The 18,052-nt window shown below is 73.1% G+C and carries 15 protein-coding genes and 1 pseudogene; 12 read left to right on the forward strand and 4 right to left on the reverse strand.

The genetic code is table 11. The features are described from left to right. Positions 1 to 248: 248 nt before the first annotated feature. The 6 genes from ABZZ79_RS18970 to ABZZ79_RS18995 all read left to right on the forward strand — a co-directional run bounded on the left by ABZZ79_RS18970 (position 249) and on the right by ABZZ79_RS18995 (position 5,138). Positions 249 to 1,088: a helix-turn-helix domain-containing protein gene (locus tag ABZZ79_RS18970; RefSeq protein WP_356690101.1), complete on the forward strand. Its 840-nt coding sequence runs from the start codon at positions 249 to 251 to the stop codon at positions 1,086 to 1,088. A gap of 104 nt (positions 1,089 to 1,192) precedes the next feature. Then, on the forward strand, positions 1,193 to 2,665 hold the full coding sequence (gene rimO / locus ABZZ79_RS18975; protein WP_356690103.1) for a 30S ribosomal protein S12 methylthiotransferase RimO: 1,473 nt from the start codon (positions 1,193 to 1,195) through the stop codon (positions 2,663 to 2,665). Then, a complete protein-coding gene (gene pgsA, locus ABZZ79_RS18980) occupies positions 2,662 to 3,477 on the forward strand; it encodes a CDP-diacylglycerol--glycerol-3-phosphate 3-phosphatidyltransferase (RefSeq protein ID WP_356690105.1) in 816 nt (271 codons plus the stop codon). Before rimO ends, pgsA begins: the two co-directional genes overlap by 4 nt. Then, the gene (locus tag ABZZ79_RS18985) at positions 3,474 to 4,019 is read left to right on the forward strand and encodes a CinA family protein (RefSeq protein WP_356690107.1); all 546 of its coding nucleotides are present in this window, start codon (positions 3,474 to 3,476) and stop codon (positions 4,017 to 4,019) included. The genes pgsA and ABZZ79_RS18985 overlap by 4 nt, the downstream gene beginning before the upstream one ends. 109 nt (positions 4,020 to 4,128) lie before the next feature. Then, on the forward strand, positions 4,129 to 4,509 hold the full coding sequence (locus tag ABZZ79_RS18990; RefSeq protein ID WP_356690109.1) for a helix-turn-helix transcriptional regulator: 381 nt from the start codon (positions 4,129 to 4,131) through the stop codon (positions 4,507 to 4,509). Positions 4,510 to 4,862: 353 nt separating this feature from the next. Next, on the forward strand, positions 4,863 to 5,138 hold the full coding sequence (locus ABZZ79_RS18995; RefSeq protein WP_356690111.1) for a hypothetical protein: 276 nt from the start codon (positions 4,863 to 4,865) through the stop codon (positions 5,136 to 5,138). A gap of 234 nt (positions 5,139 to 5,372) precedes the next feature. Here ABZZ79_RS18995 and ABZZ79_RS19000 read toward each other — a convergent pair whose 3' ends face one another. The 3 genes from ABZZ79_RS19000 to ABZZ79_RS19010 form a co-directional block, all read right to left on the reverse strand. Further along, the gene (locus ABZZ79_RS19000) at positions 5,373 to 6,137 is read right to left on the reverse strand and encodes an SDR family NAD(P)-dependent oxidoreductase (RefSeq protein ID WP_356690113.1); all 765 of its coding nucleotides are present in this window, start codon (positions 6,135 to 6,137) and stop codon (positions 5,373 to 5,375) included. Positions 6,138 to 6,169: 32 nt separating this feature from the next. Next, positions 6,170 to 7,009: a DNA-formamidopyrimidine glycosylase family protein gene (locus ABZZ79_RS19005; RefSeq protein ID WP_356690115.1), complete on the reverse strand. Its 840-nt coding sequence runs from the start codon at positions 7,007 to 7,009 to the stop codon at positions 6,170 to 6,172. Between the two features lie 151 nt (positions 7,010 to 7,160). Further along, positions 7,161 to 12,194: an ATP-dependent helicase gene (locus ABZZ79_RS19010; protein ID WP_356690117.1), complete on the reverse strand. Its 5,034-nt coding sequence runs from the start codon at positions 12,192 to 12,194 to the stop codon at positions 7,161 to 7,163. Positions 12,195 to 12,618: 424 nt separating this feature from the next. Between ABZZ79_RS19010 and ABZZ79_RS19015 the strand changes: the two are divergent. The 3 genes and pseudogenes from ABZZ79_RS19015 to ABZZ79_RS19025 form a co-directional block, all read left to right on the forward strand. Continuing rightward, positions 12,619 to 13,368 (forward strand): annotated as a pseudogene (locus tag ABZZ79_RS19015) (AraC family transcriptional regulator); the annotation flags it as partial. A gap of 113 nt (positions 13,369 to 13,481) precedes the next feature. Beyond that, on the forward strand, positions 13,482 to 14,312 hold the full coding sequence (locus ABZZ79_RS19020; protein ID WP_356690119.1) for an AzlC family ABC transporter permease: 831 nt from the start codon (positions 13,482 to 13,484) through the stop codon (positions 14,310 to 14,312). Further along, positions 14,309 to 14,617: an AzlD domain-containing protein gene (locus ABZZ79_RS19025; protein ID WP_356690121.1), complete on the forward strand. Its 309-nt coding sequence runs from the start codon at positions 14,309 to 14,311 to the stop codon at positions 14,615 to 14,617. The genes ABZZ79_RS19020 and ABZZ79_RS19025 overlap by 4 nt, the downstream gene beginning before the upstream one ends. Positions 14,618 to 14,728: 111 nt before the next feature. Here the strand turns inward: ABZZ79_RS19025 and ABZZ79_RS19030 are convergent, their stop codons facing one another. Beyond that, positions 14,729 to 15,673 (reverse strand): hypothetical protein, encoded by a 945-nt coding sequence (locus tag ABZZ79_RS19030; protein WP_356690123.1) that lies wholly within the window; start codon positions 15,671 to 15,673, stop codon positions 14,729 to 14,731. 79 nt (positions 15,674 to 15,752) lie between these two features. Here ABZZ79_RS19030 and ABZZ79_RS19035 point away from each other — a divergent pair, with 79 nt between their 5' ends. From ABZZ79_RS19035 to ABZZ79_RS19045, 3 genes are all read left to right on the forward strand, one after another. Continuing rightward, the gene (locus ABZZ79_RS19035) at positions 15,753 to 15,947 is read left to right on the forward strand and encodes a DUF3046 domain-containing protein (protein WP_356690125.1); all 195 of its coding nucleotides are present in this window, start codon (positions 15,753 to 15,755) and stop codon (positions 15,945 to 15,947) included. Positions 15,948 to 16,007: 60 nt separating this feature from the next. After that, positions 16,008 to 17,345 carry an AI-2E family transporter gene (locus ABZZ79_RS19040; protein WP_356690127.1) on the forward strand — a complete coding sequence of 446 codons (1,338 nt, stop codon included), beginning with the start codon at positions 16,008 to 16,010 and terminating at the stop codon, positions 17,343 to 17,345. Positions 17,346 to 17,612: 267 nt separating this feature from the next. Further along, entirely contained in the window at positions 17,613 to 17,957 is a 345-nt protein-coding gene (locus tag ABZZ79_RS19045; protein WP_356690129.1) for a hypothetical protein, read from the forward strand. Positions 17,958 to 18,052: the final 95 nt, after the last annotated feature.

The raw sequence follows: 18,052 nt of genomic DNA on the forward strand, positions 1-18,052 counted from the left end.
GGGCCCGCGTGAGAGGCTCCGCGACGGGCCGGTTGTCCGATCGTGACTCACCCGTAAGGGATCATTGAGCAACCGTTTCCCTTCGGCGTACGTCAAGTTGAGCGAAGCGACAAAGAGGTACCCCACCATCGGCATGACCGGCCATTCCGATGGCGTACAGATTCCCACCGCCCGGTTGCCCCACCCCATTTGCACCCCCCTAGACTGAACCTCCAGCACAGGCGGCTACACGCTCGAAAGGCGCCCCCGTGTCCATCGGCAACTCCCCTGAAGACGAGCGTCCGTTCGAAGACGTTTCCGAGGAAGCCCGCCCCTCCATCGGCCGTGCGCTGCGCGACGCGCGTGTCGCGGCCGGGATGACTGTCGACGACGTCAGTACCGCCACCCGGGTCCGGATCGCCATCGTGCAGGCGATCGAGGCTGACGACTTCGCACCCTGTGGCGGCGACGTGTACGCCCGCGGCCACCTCAAGACGCTGGCCCGAGCCGTCCATCTCGATCCGGCGCCGCTGCTAGCCCAGTACGACGACGAGCACGGCGGCCGCCCGGCCCCCACCCCCGCCGCACCCCTGTTCGAGGCGGAACGCATCCGTCCCGAGCGGCGCGGTCCGAACTGGACCGCGGCGATGGTCGCCGCGATCGTCGCGGTGATCGGCTTCGTCGGGTTCACCGTGGTCAAGGGCGACTCCGACAACGGTGCGAAGAACGAGGTCGCCGGAGGCCCCTCGCCCACCACCAAGAAGACCGCCTCGCCCTCGGCGGGCGGCAAGAAGCCGACCGGCCCCAAGCCGGACCCCACCGAGAGCGCCATCGCGGCCGCGCCCCAGGACAAGGTCACCGTCCAGGTCAGCGCCACGGACGGGCGCAGCTGGGTCGCGGCCAAGGACCACAACGGCCGGCTGCTGTTCGACGGACTGCTCAAGCAGGGCCAGTCCAAGACCTTCCAGGACAGCTCCAAGATCAACCTGGTCCTCGGTGACGCCGGAGCCATCCAGCTCTACGTCAACGGCAAGAAGATCGACGACGACTTCCAGCCCGGCGCGGTGGAGCGTCTGACCTACACCAAGGGCGACCCTCAGGTCGGCTGAGGCCGGGCCTTCGGGCCCACAGCAGGTGCATGCGGACGAGGTTGGCCAAGATCGGCCAACCCCGTCGACGTGGGGTGTCGGTGGGACGAAGTAGTCTTGAGCCCATGCCTGAACGCCGTACCGTCGCACTCGTCACACTTGGCTGCGCCCGTAACGAGGTGGACTCGGAGGAGCTCGCAGGCCGCTTGGAGGCGGACGGCTGGCACCTCGTGGAGGACGCCGAGGACGCCGACGTCGCCGTGGTCAACACCTGCGGTTTCGTCGACGCCGCCAAGAAGGACTCCGTCGACGCCCTGCTGGAGGCCAACGACCTCAAGGGGCACGGCCGCACCCAGGCCGTCGTCGCGGTCGGCTGCATGGCCGAGCGGTACGGCAAGGAACTCGCCGAGGCGCTCCCGGAGGCTGACGGCGTGCTCGGCTTCGACGACTACTCCGACATCTCCGACCGCCTGCAGACCATCCTGTCCGGCGGCATCCACGCCGCCCACACCCCGCGCGACCGGCGCAAGCTGCTGCCGATCAGCCCGGCCGAGCGGCAGGAGTCGGCCGCCGAGGTCGCCCTGCCCGGACACGGCCCCACCGACCTCCCGGACGGTCTCGCGCCCGCCTCCGGCCCCCGCGCGCCCCTGCGCCGCCGACTGGACGGCGCCCCGGTCGCCTCGGTGAAGCTGGCCTCCGGCTGCGACCGGCGCTGCACCTTCTGCGCCATCCCGTCCTTCCGCGGCTCCTTCATCTCCCGCCGCCCCTCGGACGTCCTGAACGAGACGCGCTGGCTGGCCGAGCAGGGCGTCAAGGAGATCATGCTGGTCTCCGAGAACAACACCTCGTACGGCAAGGACCTGGGCGACATCCGCCTGCTGGAGTCGCTGCTGCCCGAGCTCGCCGAGGTCGACGGCATCGAGCGGGTGCGGGTGAGCTACCTCCAGCCCGCCGAGATGCGCCCCGGCCTCATCGACGTGCTCACCGGCACGCCGAAGATCGCGCCGTACTTCGATCTGTCCTTCCAGCACTCCGCGCCCGGCGTGCTGCGCGCGATGCGACGCTTCGGCGACACCGACCGGTTCCTGGAACTGCTCGACACGATCCGCGCCAAGGCGCCCCAGGCGGGCGTGCGCTCCAACTTCATCGTGGGCTTCCCCGGTGAGACCGAGGCCGACCTGGCCGAGCTGGAGCGCTTTCTGACCGGGGCGAGACTCGACGCCATCGGCGTCTTCGGCTACTCCGACGAGGAGGGCACCGAGGCCGCCACCTACGACAACAAGCTCGACGAGGACGTCGTCGCCGAGCGCCTCGCGCACATCTCCCGGCTCGCCGAGGAGCTCGTCTCGCAGCGCGCCGAGGAGCGGATGGGCGAGACCGTGCGCGTGCTCGTGGAGTCCGTGGACGAGGAAGAGGGCGTGTACGGCCGCGCGGCCCACCAGGCGCCCGAGACGGACGGCCAGGTCCTGCTCACGAGCGGCGAGGGTCTGAGTGTCGGCCGTATGGTCGAGGCGAAGGTGGTCGGCACGGAAGGTGTCGACCTGGTGGCCGAGCCGCTGGCGGGCTCGCACGGGTGTAGCGAGGAGGCGGGCAGATGACCGGAGTACCGGCATCCGCCGCGGGCGGCTCCTCCAAGGCGGGTTCCTCCGCGAGCGGTGTGTCCCCGGCCGGCGCGTCGGCCCTGAGCCGGTCCAAGAACCAGGCGTTCAGGTCCGGTGCGTCCGCCGCGGGCGGGGTCGACGACGGCGCCTCCTCGCCGGTCGGAGTCGACGGCGACGCGCGCACTCCTCGTGGCGGCAAGCTGGCCGCCGCGGCCGTCAACCAGGCGAGCGTCTGGAACATCGCCAACCTCCTGACGATGCTCCGGCTGCTCCTGGTGCCCGCCTTCGTCGCGCTGATGCTGGCCGACGGCGGCTATGACCCGGCCTGGCGCTCGTTCGCCTGGGCGGCCTTCGCCATCGCCATGATCACCGATCTGTTCGACGGGCATCTGGCGCGCACGTACAACCTGGTCACCGACTTCGGGAAGATCGCCGACCCCATCGCCGACAAGGCGATCATGGGTGCGGCGCTGATCTGTCTTTCCGGTCTCGGCGATCTGCCGTGGTGGGTGACCGGACTGATTCTCGGCCGGGAACTCGGGATCACGCTCATGCGTTTTCTCGTCATCCGGTACGGCGTCATCCCCGCGAGCCGCGGGGGCAAGCTCAAGACCCTCACCCAGGGCGTGGCCGTCGGGATGTACATCCTGGCGCTGACGGGGTGGCTGGCCACCCTGCGATGGTGGGTGATGGCCGGGGCCGTGGTGCTGACGGTCGCGACCGGGCTGGATTACGTAAGACAGGCCATAGTCCTGCGCCGACAGGGAATGGCCGAACGCGAGCGGGCGTCGGAGGAGACGGAAGCGTGAGTTCCACCGCCGCCGACGTGCTGCGACTACTGATGGTGAGGGGCGAGACGGTCGCCGTCGCCGAGTCGCTGACCGGCGGATTGGTGGCCTCGGCGCTGACCGCGGTCCCCGGGGCGTCCAATGCCTTCCGGGGGTCGGTCACGGCGTACGCCACGCCCCTCAAGCACGAACTGCTCGGCGTCGACGCCGCCCTGCTGGAGGAGCGCGGAGCGGTCGATCCGCAGGTGGCGGCCCAGATGGCGGCCGGCGTACGCGAGGCGCTGGGCGCCGACTGGGGCATCGCGACGACGGGCGTGGCAGGGCCCGACCCCCAGGACGGCCGGCCCGTGGGGACCGTCTTCATCGCTGTGGAGGGCCCCCGGGGGCCGCATTCCGTTTCCGCCGGTGGCGGAAAAGTGGAGTCGCTGCGGTTGAACGGCGACCGTGCGGAAATTCGTATGGAGAGTGTACAGAGCGTGCTCGCCCTGCTCCGGAGGGAGCTTTCGGGCGAACAGGCTGGGAATGAGCGGGCACAGGATACGGAACAGAACGGGGGGTTTTGATGTTTGCAGCCCTGAGTGAACACGACATCGCTCCCCGCACGGCCGCGGCGCGAGGCGGTACGGTGGGGCGTGAAGGATGCGGCTACGCGGTCCGAGGAGGGAGCCACCGATGATTCTGCTCCGTCGCCTGCTGGGTGACGTGCTGCGTCGGCAGCGCCAGCGCCAGGGCCGTACTCTGCGCGAAGTCTCCTCGTCCGCCCGAGTCTCACTCGGCTATCTCTCCGAGGTGGAGCGGGGGCAGAAGGAGGCTTCCTCTGAGCTGCTCTCCGCCATCTGCGACGCGCTGGACGTACGGATGTCCGAGCTCATGCGCGAAGTGAGCGACGAGCTCGCTCTCGCCGAGCTGGCCCAGTCCGCAGCGGCCACCCCCAGCGAACCCGTGCCCTCGCCGGTGCGACCCATGCTGGGTTCCGTCTCGGTGGCTGGTGTGCCACCGGAACGGGTGACGATCAAGGCGCCCGCCGAAGCGGTGGACGTCGTCGCCGCCTGACGGTCGTGCCCATGGGCGCGTGAACCGACGCGAAGGCATTGTGTGAGGCCCTGGCCAGGGCTTCTCCGGGTAACCGGAGGGGTCGGCCGGGGCCTTCGCTTGTGTGCGGGCGGTGTGTAATGCGCCACAGAATGACCGTCTTGCTCCGTTTGCCGGTGCAGGGCGGGGCGGGCATGGTGGATGAGCGTGTTCCGCCGCGACCCACGGAGATCCGCCCGTACGTCGTGCGGGGCGCACTGCATCCGTGTGCCCGGGGTGCGCCCTGGTGATGTGAGTGAGGCGTGCTTAGCGTCGTTCGTCGGGCGACGGCCTGCTGAGGCGGTGGCCGACGGTATCGGGCTGGAGGTGGCGCCATGGTGGGGCGGATAGCGCGCTGGGGGGCCGGCCTGGGATTCGGGGCGTTGTGGTGGTGGGCCGTCGTGCGGCTCGCGCTCACGCCGGACGCGGGGGTGCTGGAGGGTGCTGTGGCGGCCGGGGGATGGGGGCTGAGCCTGCTGCCGGTGCACTGCGTGCCCAAGGGCCGGGCGGTGGGGGCGCTCGGTGCGGGGCGGTGGGGGCGGGCCTGGCGGATGGGTGAGGCGGGGTTGGGGAGCGACCTCGGGGGCCGGGGAAGCGCGTGCCAGGACTGAACTCGCCGCTCGGGCGGGTGAGGGACCGGAGGTTCGCTCGACGACTGGTCGAGACGGGGTCGTGACGGACAGGGGATCGAGGGAGGGCGAGGGCGGGGCGGAGTGGGGGTCGGGGCGGAGTGGGGAGTGTGGCGGGGCGGGGGTCGGGGCTGAGCGGGGTTGGTGGCCGTGCGCGTTCAGTGACAGGGCGGGGGTCGTGGCGGTGCTCACGCGTGGTGCTCTCACGCGTGGTGCTCACCACGGCATGGTGACGCCGCCGTTCGGGCGGAGTATCTGGCCCGTCGTGAAAGCGGAGGCGTCCGAGGCCAGGTGGAGGACGGTGTGGGCCACGTCCTCGGGCTCGCCCACTCGGCCCAGCGGCGATCTGCGGGCCATGAGCGCCTCGGTGTCGGCCTGCGCCCCGGCCTCGTGCCGGTCGGTCATGGGCGTCCGGATCCAGCCCGGGGCCACGGCGTTGACGCGGATGCCGTGCCGGCCGACCTCGTTCGCGAGGGTCTTGGTCAACTGCACGACGGCCGCCTTTGCCGCGCCGTAGCACAGCAGGCCCGGCCCGCCCGTGTCGACGGCGCCGGAGGCCATGGTGACGATGGTGCACCCGGTGTCGCGGGCGAGCATCAGCCGGGCGGCCTCCTGGCAGGCGTACAGCACGCCCTTGAAGTTGACGTTCAGTACCCGGTCGAGGTCCTCGTCGCGCGTCTCCAGGACCGGGCTGCTGTGCATGATCCCGGGTTCGGCCGCCATCACGTGCAGCCGCTCGCAGGAGGCGATGGCCTGCCGCATCCGTGCGCGGTCGGTGACGTCGAGGTGGTGGGTGACGGCCGTGCCGCCTTCGGCCTTGATCAGTGCGGCCGTCTCGTCGAGACCGGATGCGTCGAGGTCGGCGCAGTGCACATGGGCGCCGGCGCGCGCGAGCAGAACCGCGCTGGCCCGGCCGATGCCCCCGGCGGCGCCGGTGACGAAGGCGGTGCGTCCGGTGAGGTCGTACGCGTCGACGGCCATACCGGGACCGTACGAGCGTTTCTGACGGGTCGTCAACTGGCGGGGTGGCGGCTTCTGCGGGCGGCCGGGGAGCCCGGGGCCGGAGCCGGGCCCGGCTGGCAGGTCGGGCACCAGTAGGTGGGGCGTTCGCGGGAGCCGTCGCCCTGGTCGGCGAGGCGGACGGGGGTGCCGCAGCGCAGGCAGGGCCGGGACGCCCGGCCGTACACGAACACGTCCTGTCCGCGGCGGGCCGTCGTGGTGCGCACGGGGCGTTCGCGGTTGGCCTCCAGGAGCCGCTTGGCGAGTACGGGCAGCGCGGCCGTGCGGTCGGCGGGGAGGGCGCCGACGGGGAGCCACGGGGTGACGCCGAGGAGGAAGCAGAGCTCGCTCTTGTACACATTGCCGATCCCGGCGAGGTTGCGCTGGTCGAGCAGGGCTTCGCCGAGGGGGCGGGCGGGGTCCGCGAGGAGGTTGGCCAGGGCGCGCTCCGGGTCCCAGTCGGGGCCCAGCAGGTCGGGGCCGAGGTGGCCGATGACGCGTTCCTCCTCGGTGGTGCGCAGCAGTTCCAGGACGGGGAGGCGGTAGCCGACCGCGGTGTGGGCCGGAGTGCCCAGGACGGCCCGGATCTGATGGGCGGGGCCGCCGCTCCAGCGCTGGTCCGGCGTGAACACCTTCCAGGAGCCGTCCATCCTGAGGTGCGAATGCAGGGTGATGCCGCCCTCGAAGCGGGTGAGCAGGTGCTTGCCGCGCGGGGTGACGTCCAGGACCGAGCGGCCGGTGAGGTCGGCCGTGGCGTACTTCGGCACCCTGAGGTCGCAGCGGGTCAGCACCTGGCCCGCGAGGGCGGTGTGCAGCCTCTTCGCGGTCTGCCAGACGGTATCGCCTTCGGGCATGGGTCAAGGGTGGCACGGGGGCGGGGTGCGGTGCGTCGGGTGGCGCCGGGGCAGGGTGGCGCCTGGTGGCGTGCGGTTTGGGTGGCATGCGCTGGGCGGCATGGAGTGGGGGCGGCGTGTGCCGGGTTCCTCGGGCGCGTGGGCGCGCCTGTCATGCCCTCAGCCGCAGGCCGCGCGGTGTCGCGATGAAGCCGGCTCCTTCCAGGACGGTGCCGATGGGGGAGGTCAGGGCCGGGGCGCCGTTGATGCGCTCCACCGTGACGGTGCCGAGGGAGCCCGCGCGGGCGGCCGCCGCGAGCGCCTCGGCGGCCTCGTGCAGACGCGGGTCGTCGGCGGGTGAGCCGCTCGCGCCGTCCGGGTCGGCGAGCCAGGCCAGCAGGGTCTTGCCGCCGCGCTCCATGTAGAGGGTCAGCTCGCCGTCGACGAGGACCACGAGCGAGCCCGCCTTGCGGCCCGGCTTGTGCCCGGCGCCGGTCGGCGGCTCCGGCCAGGACAGGGCGGCTCCGTAGGCGTTGGCCGGGTCGGCGGCGGCGAGGACGACCGCGCGGGAGGCGGGGGTGGGGCGCCTGCCGAGGCCTGGGGCGTAGGCGGCCGGGCCGCCTCCTCGCCAGGGGGCGTTCTGGCCCTGTCGGCCGTTCGGGGTGTAAGGGTCGTTCGGGTTGTACGGGCCGTTCGGGTTGTGCGACGCGGCGAGGTCGCGCGGGGAGACGTAGTCGCCGGGGGCGGACCGGTTGTCGGGGTTGCGGTACCCGCCCGGCGGGGTCGGGTCGTCCGGGAAAGTGAACTCCCCGGGCGGGACGGGGTCGTTCGGGAAGGAGAAGTCGCCGGGCGATGCCGGGCCGTCAGGGAAGGCGAAGGCCTCGTCCGTGAAGGGCGCGTTCGTGCCGAAGGCGGCCGCCGCGGGGTTCTGTCCCTGGGCGTCGGCGAAACCCGGGACGGGCAGGCCCTCGCGGGCGTTGGACACCGCGCGCAGACGGTCCACCGCCCCGTCCATCGCGAACTGGGCGGCGCCCAGCCCCTCCACGACATAGCCGCGGCGGGCCTGTCCGCTCTCCTCGAAGACGGACAGCACGCGGTACACCGCTGAAAATCCTCCCTCGACGCCTTCGGACGACACCGCCCCCCGGGTCACCACACCGTGCCGGTCGAGGAGGACGCGGGCGAGCGCGTGGGCCCGGACCGTGGGGTCGCCGTCGCGCTCAGGGAGCAGCGACCAGCGGCCGGCGACCGTCGGGGGGCCGGTGCGGGAGGCCGGGCGGGCGGCGGCGGTCAGGGAGCCGTAACGCCCGCGCGGGATCGTGCGCTTGGCGCGGTGGGCCGTGGAGCCCGCGGTACGGCCGGAGCCCAGCAGGGCGCGCATCGGCGCCAGCGTGTCGTTGGTGAGGCGGCCGGACCAGGCCAGGTCCCAGATCGCGTCGGCCAGTTGGGGATCGGTGGCGTCCGGGTGCGTCGTGGCCCGGACCTGGTCGGCGATCTGACGGAAGAACAGGCCGTAGCCACCGGACAGGGTGTCCAGGACGGACTGGTGCAGGGCCGTCAGCTCCAGAGGGTGCGGCGGAGGCAGGAGCAGCGGGGCGGCGTCGGCCATGTACAGCGAGACCCAGCCGTCCTTGCCGGGCAGTGAGCCCGCCCCGGCCCACACCACCTCGCCGGACGCGGTGAGTTCGTCGAGCAGGGCCGGGGTGAAGTCCGAGACCCGGGAGGGCAGGACGAGCTTCTCCACGGCGGACGCGGGCACGGACGCGCCCTGCAACTGCTCGATGGCCCGCACGAGACCGTCGATGCCGCGCAGCCCGTGCCCCCGGCCGATGTGCTGCCACTGCGGGAGGAACTGGGCGAGCGCGGGCGGCGGCACCGGCTCCAGCTCGTGCCGCAGGGCGGCGAGCGAACGGCGGCGCAGGCGGCGCAGGACCGCCGCGTCGCACCACTCCTGGCCGATCCCGGCCGGATGGAACTCGCCCTGTACGACCCGGCCGGCCGCCGCCAGCCGCTGCAGGGCGCCGTCGGTGACCGCGACACCGAGCCCGAAGCGGGCCGCCGCCGTGGCGGAGGTGAACGGGCCGTGGGTGCGGGCGTAGCGCGCGAGGAGGTCGCCCAGAGGGTCCTTCACGGGCTCGGTGAAGGCCTCCGGCACACCGACAGGCAGGGCCGTGCCGAGTGCGTCGCGCAGGCGGCCCGCGTCCTCGACGGCGGCCCAGTGGTCGGTGCCCGCGATGCGGACCCGGATGGCGCGGCGGGCCGCGGCCAGCTCATGGGCCCAATGCGGTTCGGCGCCGCGCCCGGCCAGATCGGCGTCGGTGAGCGGGCCCAGCATCCGGAGCAGGTCGGCGACGCCCTCGACGTCCTTGACCCGCCGGTCCTCGGTGAGCCACTGCAGCTCCCGCTCCAGCTCGGTGAGCACCTCGGCGTCGAGCAGCTCGCGCAGTTCCGCCTGGCCGAGCAGCTCGGCCAGCAGGCGTGAGTCCAGCGACAGCGCGGCCGCCCGGCGTTCGGCGAGCGGTGAGTCGCCCTCGTACAGGAACTGGGCGACGTATCCGAAGAGGAGGGAGCGCGCGAAGGGGGACGGCTCGGGGGTGGTGACCTCGACGAGGCGGACCTTGCGGGACTCCAGGTCGCCCATCAGCTCGACCAGGCCGGGGACGTCGAAGACGTCCTGGAGGCATTCGCGAACCGCCTCCAGGACGATCGGGAACGAGCCGAACTCGCTCGCCACCTGCAGCAGTTGGGCGGCGCGCTGGCGCTGCTGCCAGAGCGGGGTGCGCTTGCCGGGGCTGCGGCGCGGGAGCAGCAGCGCGCGGGCGGCGCACTCCCGGAAGCGGGAGGCGAACAGGGCGGAGCCGCCGACCTGGTCGGTGACGACCTGGTCGACCTCGCCCTTGTCGAAGACGACGTCCGCCGCGCCGACGGGCGCCTGCTCCGTGTCGTACTCCGTGCCGGTCTTCATGGGCTCCTGGTCGAGCAGGTCCAGGCTCATCAGGTCGGCGTCGGGCAGCCGCAGCACGATGCCGTCGTCGGCGTGCATGACCTGGGCGTCCATGCCGTACCGCTCGGCCAGGCGGGCGCCGAGGGCGAGGGCCCAGGGGGCGTGCACCTGGGCGCCGAAGGGGGAGTGGACGACGACGCGCCAGTCGCCCAGCTCGTCACGGAAGCGCTCGACGACGATCGTGCGGTCGTCCGGGACATGACCGCAGGCCTGGCGCTGCTCGTCCAGATAGGACAGCACGTTGTCCGCGGCCCAGGCGTCCAGGCCCGCGGCGAGCAGGCGCAGCCGGGCGTCGTCCTTGCTCAGGGAGCCCACCTCGCGCAGGAACGCGCCCACCGCGCGGCCCAGTTCGAGCGGGCGGCCCAGCTGGTCGCCCTTCCAGAACGGCAGCCGGCCCGGCACGCCCGGCGCCGGGGAGACCAGGACGCGGTCGCGGGTGATGTCCTCGATGCGCCATGAACTGGTGCCCAGTGTGAAGACGTCGCCCACGCGGGACTCGTAGACCATCTCCTCGTCCAGCTCGCCGACCCGGCCGCCGCCCTTCTTCGGGTCGGACCCGGCGAGGAAGACGCCGAACAGGCCGCGGTCGGGGATCGTGCCGCCCGAGGTCACGGCGAGGCGCTGCGCTCCGGGTCGGCCGGTCACCGTGCCGGCCACCCGGTCCCACACCACGCGCGGGCGCAGTTCCGCGAAGGCGTCCGACGGGTAGCGGCCGGCGAGCATGTCGAGGACGGCGGTGAAGGCGGACTCGGGCAGCGAGGCGAAGGGCGCCGCGCGCCGGACCGCGGCGAGCAGGTCGTCGACCTGCCAGGTGTCCATGGACGTCATCGCCACCAGCTGCTGCGCCAGTACGTCCAGGGGGTTGGCCGGGACCTTCAGCGACTCGATGGAGCCGGTGCGCATGCGCTCGGTGACCACGGCCGCCTGCACGAGGTCGCCCCGGTACTTCGGGAACACCACTCCCGTGGAGACCGCGCCCACCTGGTGTCCGGCGCGGCCCACGCGCTGGAGCCCGGAGGCCACGGACGGCGGGGACTCCACCTGGACGACGAGATCGACCGCGCCCATGTCGATGCCCAGTTCGAGGCTGGAGGTGGCGACCACCGCGGGCAGGCGGCCCGCCTTGAGGTCCTCCTCGACCAGCGCGCGCTGCTCCTTGGAGACCGAGCCGTGGTGGGCGCGCGCGATGACGGGCGGGGCGCCCATCGCCGCGCCCGAGCCGCCCATCAGCTGGGCGGGGCTGTGCTGTTCCTCCAGGGGCTCGCCGGTGGCGCGCTCGTAGGCGATCTCGTTCAGCCGGTTGCACAGGCGCTCGGCCAGGCGGCGCGAGTTGGCGAAGACGATCGTGGAGCGGTGCGACTGGACCAGGTCGGCGATGCGCTCCTCGACATGCGGCCAGATCGAGGGGCGCTCGGCACCGGAGTCGCCGTCGACGGCCGGGGCGGCGCCCAGCTCGCCGAGGTCCTCGACCGGGACGACGACCGAGAGGTCGAACTCCTTGCCGGACTCGGGCTGGACGATCTCCACCTTGCCGCGTGGCGAGAGATAGCGGGCCACCTCGTCGACCGGGCGCACGGTCGCCGAAAGGCCGATGCGGCGGGCCGGCTTCGGCAGTAGCTCGTCCAGGCGCTCCAGGGTCAGGGCGAGGTGTGCGCCGCGCTTGGTGCCGGCCACCGCGTGCACCTCGTCGAGGATCACCGTCTCGATGCCGGTCAGCGCGTCGCGCGTGGCCGAGGTCAGCATCAGGAACAGCGACTCCGGGGTGGTGATCAGGATGTCCGGCGGGCGCGTGGACAGCGCGCGGCGCTCCGCGGGCGGGGTGTCGCCGGAGCGGATGCCCACCTTCACCTCCGGCTCGGGCAGGCCGAGCCGTACGGACTCCTGACGGATGCCGGTCAGCGGACTGCGGAGGTTGCGCTCTACGTCCACGGCCAGGGCCTTCAGCGGCGACACGTACAGGACGCGGCAGCGCTTCTTGGGGTCCGCGGGCGGGGGAGTCGCGGTGAGCTGGTCCAGCGCGGCGAGGAAGGCGGCCAGCGTCTTGCCGGACCCGGTCGGGGCGACCACCAGCACGTCCGAGCCCTCCCGGATGGCCTGCCACGCGCCCGCCTGGGCCGCGGTGGGCGCGGAGAAGGCCCCCGTGAACCAGCCGCGGGTCGCGGGGGAGAAGCCGTCGAGGGCCCGGTGGGCGGAGCTGACCATGCGTCCATCCTGCACCCACACACTGACAACGGCGCTGAGCTGCGGGTTTCGGGGCGGGGCGGCTTGCGGGGGTGGCCGCCCCGACCCCCGGGGCAGGGCGGGCGGGCCGGCCTGCGGGCCGCGGCGGCGGCGGTGGGCGGTTCCGGCGGGCGGGTCGGCGGGGGCAGCGGTGGGCGTTTCCGGCGGGCGGGGCGGCGGTGGCGGCGGTGGGCGGTTCCGGCGGGCGGGTCGGCGGGGCGGGGGTGGGCGTTTACGGCCTGGGGTCGGCCGGGGCAGCGTGGGCGGTTCCGGCGGGCGGGTCGCTGCGGCGGGGGCGGGCGTTTCCGGCCCTCGTGGGCAGCGCGGCACGGACGGGTCCCGGCGGGCCCGCCGAGCCGCATCGGGCGGTTTTCGCGCGGAGATCCGACTGGCCGACAATGGGCGCATGGCGGCTTCCGGGGAGCGGGCACGGCACTGGCAGTACGCGGAGCTGCCCGGTGTCGATCTGCTGCGGGCCCGGTACATCCGCAAGACGTTCGTCCGGCACACCCACGAGCACTTCGTGATCGCGGCCATCGCCGACGGGGTCGAGATCTTCCACCACGGCAGCGGCGACCAGTACGCGGGCGCCGGTGCGCTGGCCCTGGTCAACCCGGACACCCCGCACACCGGGCGGGCCGGAGTGCCCGAGGGCTGGCGGTACGGGGCGGTCTACCCGTCCCCGGACGTCGTGTCCGCCATCGCCGCCGAGACGACCACGATCCGCGGCACCCCAGGCTTCGTCCGCCCCGTGCTCGACGACCCCTACACCGTCGCCCTGGTCCACAAGGTGCTGCGCGCCGCCGACGAGGGCAACGCCCTGGCCGCCGACACGCTGCTGCGCGTGGCCGTGACCCGGCTGCTCCGGCTGAACGGCGGGCCTCTGCCGCAGCGGCCGGTCCGGACGGCGGGTGCGGGCGTCGCCGCACGCGCGCGTGCCGTGCTGGAGGACCGGATGACCGCCCCGCCGACCCTGGAGCGGCTCGCCGCGGACCTCGGCACCAGCCCCTTCGCCCTGCTGCGGGCGTTCCGCGACGCCTACGGGATGCCGCCGCACGCCTGGCTCACCGACGCGCGGGTACGGCGGGCACGGGCACTGCTGGACGCGGGCACGGCACCGGCGGAGGCGGCCCTGGCGGTGGGTTTCACCGACCAGCCGCATCTGAACCGGCACTTCAGCCGCATCGTGGGCGTGCCGCCGGGCGCGTACCAGCGGGAGCGCAAGAACGTACAAGACGACCCGCGCGGGCTCCTCGTACCGTCCGAGACGTGGCAGAACAGACAGCGTGCACAGCAGGCACACGGGCCGACGGGCCGGGAAGGCCGGACACCGGCGGTTCGGCAGGACCGGACACCGGCGCTCGGGGAAAGCCGGACGCGGCCGTCGTCCGGGACGCCCTCGGAGTCGGGGTCGCCGTAGGGCTGTCCGGCTTCGCCTTCGGGGTGACGTCGGCGGGCGGCGGGCTGACACTGCTGCAGACCTGTGCGCTGAGCCTGCTGGTCTTCACCGGGGCCTCCCAGTTCGCGCTGGTGGGAGCTCTGGCCGCAGGAGGGAACCCGTTCACGGCGGCCGCCGGCGCCTTCTTCCTGGGCGTGCGCAACGCGTTCTACGGGCTGCGTCTGTCGCAGTTGCTGGCGCTCCCGCGCGCGGTGCGTCCCTTCGCCGCCCAGTGGGTCATCGACGAGACCACGGCCGTGGCGCTGGCGCAGCCCACACGCCGTGCCGCGCGGATCGGCTTCACGGTGACGGGGCTCAGCCTGTACCTGCTGTGGAACCTCACCACGCTGCTCGGCGCGCTGGGCGCCGAGGCCCTCGGCGACACGGACGCGTGGGGCCTGGACGCCGCGGGCCCCGCCGTCTTCCTGGCCCTGCTCGCGCCCATGCTCACCAGCGCCACCGAACGGGCCGTCGCCGGTCTCGCCGTGGTCCTGGGGCTCGTTCTGCTGCCGGTCCTGCCCGCGGGCGTGCCGGTGCTGCTGGCCGCGCTGGCGGCTCCCGCCGTGCTGTGGGTGCAGGGACGCCGCCGGGGCGCCGGGCCGCGGCGGCCGGGGCCGGTCGCGAGTTCCGGGAGTGACGAGAGCGCGGAGGACGGACGATGAACTTCTGGATCGCGATCGCGGTCACCGCGGTCGGCTGCTACGCCGTCAAGCTCGCCGGGCTGCTCGTCCCCACGGGCGCGCTGGAACGGCCCCTGGTCAGACGGCTCGCCGCGTTGCTCCCGGTGGCGCTGCTCGCCGCCCTCACGGCGCAGCAGACCTTCGCCGACGGACAGACGCTGGTGCTGGACGCGCGGGCGGCCGGGCTCGCCGCGGCCGCCGTGGCGCTGGTGCTGCGCGCTCCCTTCCTGGTCGTCGTGGCGGCCGCGGTGGTGGTGACGGCGGGGGTGCGGGCGGTGGGCGGGTGAGCGGTCGGTCGCCGGGGCGGGCGGGCGAGGCAGGACAGAGCAGCGCCTCAGCGCCTCGGTACGTCAGTGCCTGAGTGCCTCCCTGCCTCCCTGCCTCAGCGCCTCAATGCCTCAGCCGATGAAGCGGCCGTGGGCCCGCAGCGTGCGCAGGGCCTCGATCGTCACCATGGGACGTGCCTCCAGGGCGGTGCCGGGCGCCCACTGACGCCAGCGGACGGGCCAGCCGCCGTCCTCCTCCTGCTCGGCCGCGAGGAAGTCCAGGGAGCGCGACATCTCCTCGTCGGTGAACCACGCGCGCGCGAGAGACTGCGGTGTCCTGGCGAAGTCGTGCGGGAAGTGATGCTCGCCCGGCCCGTATCCCGGAGCCACCGGGTAGGCGTCGAGGTCGGCCGGGTCGAGCGCCGCGAGCCGCTGCTCGCGCACGAGGCGGCCCAGCCGGTCGGCGGCCGCCTGGGCGCGTGAGCGGTCGGGCGCCGAGTCCAGGAAGGCCACCGCGGCATGGATCTCGTAGGGGTGCGAACTCTTCAGCGAATCGACCGCCTGCCAGCAGAAGTCGGTGGCCCGGAACAGCCACGCGTGCCACACCTGGTTGCGGTGCAGCACTCCCACCACCGGCCCGGTGGCCAGGAGCTCGCCGGGCGGGTCGTCCACGATCGGCACGAACGGGGCCGCCGGATAGCCGCGTTGGCTGGGATGAACCGCCGGAAGGGCGCCTTCCGGCGTGGAGACGAGGGTCAGATAACGGCATACGCGTTCCACGCGCTGCCCGCCGCAGCGCCCGACGGAGTCCAGTACACGCAGCGCGTGCGCGGTGTGCAACGGCTGGCTGACGGGGCCGCGCAGATCGGGCTCCAGGGCGTGCCCGTACCCGCCGTCCTCGTTGCGGTAGGCGTCCAGCGCGGTCTCCACCGGATCGGCGGCACCGTCGAGGAAGTGGTACGCGAAGCGCCGCTGCTCCAGCACGCGCGCGGTGAGCCACACGAAATGCTCGGCGCGGAAGAGCGGGGAGTGCGCCGGGGGCGTTGCGGAGAGTGGGGATGCTCCTGTTTCGGCCATGGTCAGACCGTAGGGCCGAAAGCGGTTCCGGAGAGCCGCCCCGGCCCCCGCCCACTCTCAGGGGCGGGATACTGATGTCATGCGGTTGACGGTCTTCTGGGAACGGATGGCGGAGCACTTCGGTGCGGGGTACGCCGAAACCTTCGCGCGCGATCACGTGATGTCGGATCTCGGCGGGCGCACGGTGGTCGAGGCGCTGGACTCCGGCTGGGAGGCCAAGGACGTGTGGCGAGTGGTCTGCGCGGTGATGAACGTCCCGCAGGAAAGGCACTGACGGGGCACGAGATCACGGGGCCGCCGTACGAGTGTCGGTGGTGTGGGCGAGACTTTGTCCGTGGCACCCACTGACGAGACGGGGCAGGCGGCCCCGCAGGCATCCGCGATCGGCACGACACCGCCCGCACAGCCCCCCGCCGGCGGCGCCGGGGCTCCGGGCGCCCGCATGCCGCGCTGGCTGCCGCGCGCCATGGTGCTCGCCCTCGCCCTCTTCGCCTGCTTCCAACTCGGCAGCTGGGCCTTCCACCAGCTCACCGGGCTGCTGATCAACATCGTGATCGCGTTCTTCCTGGCGCTCGCCATAGAGCCCGCGGTGAGCTGGATGGCCTCCCGGGGGATGCGCCGGGGCCTGGCCACCGGTCTGGTCTTCCTCCTGGTGATCATCCTGTCCGCGGGCTTCGTGATCGCCCTGGGCTCCTTGCTCGCCGGTCAGATCGTCAAGATCGTCGAGGGTTTCCCGCAGTATCTCGACTCCGTCATCAACTGGATCAACACCCACTTCAACACCGACCTGCAGCGGGTGGACGTCCAGGAGGGCGTGCTCCGCTCCGACTGGCTGCGCAACTACGTCGAGAACAGCGCCACCGGGGTGCTGGCCATCTCCGCACAGGTGCTGGGCGGACTCTTCCGGCTGCTGACAATCGTCCTGTTCGCGTTCTACTTCGCCGCAGACGGGCCGCGGCTGCGCCGCGCGCTGTGCTCCGTGCTGCCGCCCGCCAAGCAGGCCGAGGTGCTGCGCGCGTGGGAGATCGCCGTGGACAAGACCGGCGGCTATCTGTACTCGCGCGGTCTGATGGCGCTGATCTCGGGCATCGCCCACTACGTCCTGCTCCAGGCGCTGGGCGTGCCCTACGCGCCCGTGCTCGCGGTGTGGGTGGGCCTGGTGTCGCAGTTCATCCCGACCATCGGCACATACCTCGCGGGCGCCCTGCCAATGCTGATCGCCTTCACCGTGGATCCCTGGTACGCGCTCTGGGTGCTGGTCTTCGTCGTGATCTACCAGCAGTTCGAGAACTACGTGCTCCAACCCAAGCTGACCTCCAAGACCGTCGACATCCATCCCGCGGTCGCCTTCGGCTCGGTCGTCGCGGGCACCGCGCTGCTCAACGCGGTCGGTGCCCTGATCGCCATCCCGGCGGTCGCCACGCTCCAGGCCTTCCTGGGCGCCTACGTGAAGCGCTACGCCGTCACCGACGACCCACGCGTGCACGGCCACCGGGCCCGCGGGGAGAACCAGGACTCCGGCCCGCTCGCCCGCGGACGCCGCCTGCTGGACCGGCTGCGGCAGGACAGCCCCGGGGACGGCCCGGATGACCGACCCGAGGAAGGCCCGGAGGATCGCCCGGAGAACCGCCCGGACGGGGACGCGCCACCGAAGGGGCCGGAGTCGGACTGACGGTCCGCGACTCCCTCCTACGCGACTCCTCCTGCGCGACTCCCTCATGCGTGGCGCGCGAAACGCGGTCCCGGGGCCGGCCTTGGGCGCCGCGCGGCTCGTGCCTCTCCGCGCGTGCCGCGTGCCCCCGGAAAGGCGGCCTGTCCGGGTCGGTCCCTCTCCTCTGCGACGTTGAGCATCCGCGCAGGCGGCGCTGAGTACGCGTACTCAGGGATCGACGACGGCCGGTGACGAGACTGGGGGCACACCGACCGACTGGAGACGATCATGTCCAAGCCCCGCAGCGCTCACCGGCCCGCCATCGCGATGCGCCCCGGCCGGCTTCCCGCCGTCGCCGCCGTCCTCGTGGGCGCGGCGGCCGTGGCGGGGCTCACCGGTTGCTCGGCCCTGGAGATCCGGGAGGAGATGTGCATGAGCACGCACTACCCGGTCCTGGCGGTGAACAGCGGCGGTTCGGACTGTGTCCCGAAGGGCGAGGAGCCCGGGGAGGGATACGCGCGGTACCCGGAGGGCAAGGTGCCGGAGGTGGTCGGCGACAAGTGGGACGTGTACTGGTACACCCACACCCTCGACGAGGACGGCGACATCATCGAGTTGCCCGCCGGCGAGTGACCGGACGGCACCTGGGCCGAGGCGGGAGCCTGCCGTGCCGCCTGGCGGCAAGGGGCCGGCGTCCCCCTTGCGGCAGGGCGTCGCCCGTTCCCGGA

Origin of the sequence: Streptomyces sp. NPDC006458, from assembly GCF_040612135.1 — a bacterium.
In the GTDB taxonomy this organism is placed as follows: Bacteria; Actinomycetota; Actinomycetes; order Streptomycetales; family Streptomycetaceae; genus Streptomyces.